At 43.6% G+C, this 2,075-nt stretch carries 2 protein-coding genes and 1 pseudogene; all 3 read left to right on the top strand.

The features are described from left to right. The coding region (locus A6U95_RS30915; RefSeq protein ID WP_206744302.1) for a hypothetical protein at window positions 1-574 on the top strand (574 nt) is incomplete at its 5' end. A gap of 27 nt (window positions 575-601) precedes the next feature. Next, the gene (locus tag A6U95_RS30910; RefSeq protein ID WP_139102461.1) at window positions 602-1,279 is read left to right on the top strand and encodes a hypothetical protein; all 678 of its coding nucleotides are present in this window, start codon (window positions 602-604) and stop codon (window positions 1,277-1,279) included. Between the two features lie 136 nt (window positions 1,280-1,415). Beyond that, window positions 1,416-2,075, top strand: a pseudogene (locus tag A6U95_RS30215) (IS6 family transposase); the annotation flags it as partial.

Raw genomic sequence — 2,075 nt, 5'->3', positions numbered from 1 at the left:
TCTACTGGGCTCAACTATGGATACAATGGGAGGAGTGATGTCTTTGATGCCAGCCCCCACACCTAACCATATAACACAAACCATGATTTTCAAAAATGAAGCTGATGTTATAATTATACCTTTTCATACTCATCTACCAAGTGGCCATACATTCGATAAAGCACCAAAAATAATGTTCCCCGGTGATACAGCCATATGCAACATTAAATACACTCCCGCAAACTTAAACCACTCTGGGTTACAAATCTTCCGTTTTCTTGCTGTATCTACTGACCCAAACATTCTCGCACGACCACCTCAAATAGTGGACAACACTAACTCGACCAATTTTGAAATAGCTATTGTTCGTAGTTTAGGTAGAACAAGAATAGCCCATGTTCAAAATTTAGATACTAACGCACCTCCAGTTCGCCCTGGTATTTTCAATATAAATTATGTAGGTTTCCGTGGAAGGCAAGGTTCGACAGCGCCTTCTTTCGGGATTGCAATGGCTCCTGCCAATTGGCCAGAAAGAGCACCACAAACAAGTGGTTGCACTATTACCTTCACCCCTTTGGGTTTGCGTGCTAATTAAATAACAACTATTATCATTGGAGGTTATATGAAAGATAAAACTAATGATTACCAAAATGAATTGCAATTTATTCCTTGGTCGAGCAGTGGAATTTCTGGTGCTCGCACCATTGCGTTATCAGCCCTGCATTATTACAATTTCACACAACAAGATAGTCAGTCAGAAACTCGAGGATTCTTTTCTATTATAGGGATTATTTTGGGGCTGGCCGCAGGATTAACATCTCTCATCGGTGGAATGTCAGAAAGCACAGCGCTTCCAGAAAGGGAGCGAATTAGATTGAAAATAAAGATAAGAAACTTATCACGACATAATCTAATAATCATAGATAATCATGCAAGTAATTCACGTATAACTTCATCATTGCGTATCGCACCAGGAGAAACGTTGGAGTATGTATATGCGGTAGGCTCCTCACTTCCTAGTGCAAGCGCATTAACCTTTATGTTGGTTCCTGACAGTAATCAACTCCCAACGACTCAAATACATGTAAATATTACCGACGGAAACGGTCATGTACGAGTCAACGGGGTTTCATTTAATAGTACAGTTTCAGAAACACAACTCCCACCAGGGGCTTCGCAACGAGATGTAAGCGCTGTCTTTTATAACGCAGCAATGGGCAACATGAATATTCATATTATTCCCACCACCTTTACAAATAATGTTGAAGGAAACCTCGACCTAGCTATTTTATCGCCATAGCATACATAACCGTTGGGAAATCCAGCGGTTTATCGTAAAGTATATGCTCAATAATAATTACATTTTTGTTATAAATATATCACTCCCTTTCAACTGTAAAAGGTACTAATGTAATCGGTTTTGTCGCACTAAGCACATGAAAGCCTTCAAACGTCTACATTATCCCGTAGATATTATAGCTCAGAGTGTTCGCTGGTACCTCGCCTATCCACTGAGCCTGCGCAATCTCGAAGAGATAATGGCAGAGCGCGGCATTGCCGTTGACCACGCTACTCTGTACCGATGGGTTATCAGGTTAACTCCCTTGCTGGATAAGGCCTTTCGTCGATATCAGCGGCCTGTAGGTCGACGGTGGCACATGGATGAAACCTACATCAAAATCAAAGGTCAGAGGCAGTATCTCTACCGCGCGGTGGATACTGTAGGTCCAGACCATCGACTTCCTGTTGACCACCAAGCGGGACGCTGCAGCCGCATTGCGCTTCTTTCACAAAGCCATTCGTCACCAGGGCGAACCTGAGGTGGTGACTATCGATAAAAGTAGTGCCAACTCCGCGGCGCTGGTCACGCTCAACGCCGACAAACCTGATGAAGAAGCGATTACCGTCAGGCAAAGTAAGTACTTGAACAACCTGTTTTAGCAAGACCATCGGAACATCAAACGGCGGAGTCGACCGATGCTGGGGTTCAAATCGTTTCGACGAGCCCAGACCCTGTTGGCAGGTATTAAGCTGGGACAGATGATACGCAAGGGACTGCTTCATCATCCAGTTAGCGACGGATTGTCACTGGTAGA

The organism is Serratia sp. 14-2641, from assembly GCF_001692375.1.
GTDB classification, from domain to species: Bacteria; Pseudomonadota; Gammaproteobacteria; order Enterobacterales; family Enterobacteriaceae; genus Chania; species Chania fonticola_C.
The sequence above is the reverse complement of the archived record's forward strand: the minus strand, read 5'-3'. Positions and strand labels throughout refer to the sequence as shown.

Bases quoted from the DNA above. Each gene is read 5' to 3' on its own strand.
- A6U95_RS30910 (WP_139102461.1), top strand. From the start codon at position 602: ATGAAAGATAAAACTAATGATTACCAAAATGAATTGCAATTTATTCCT.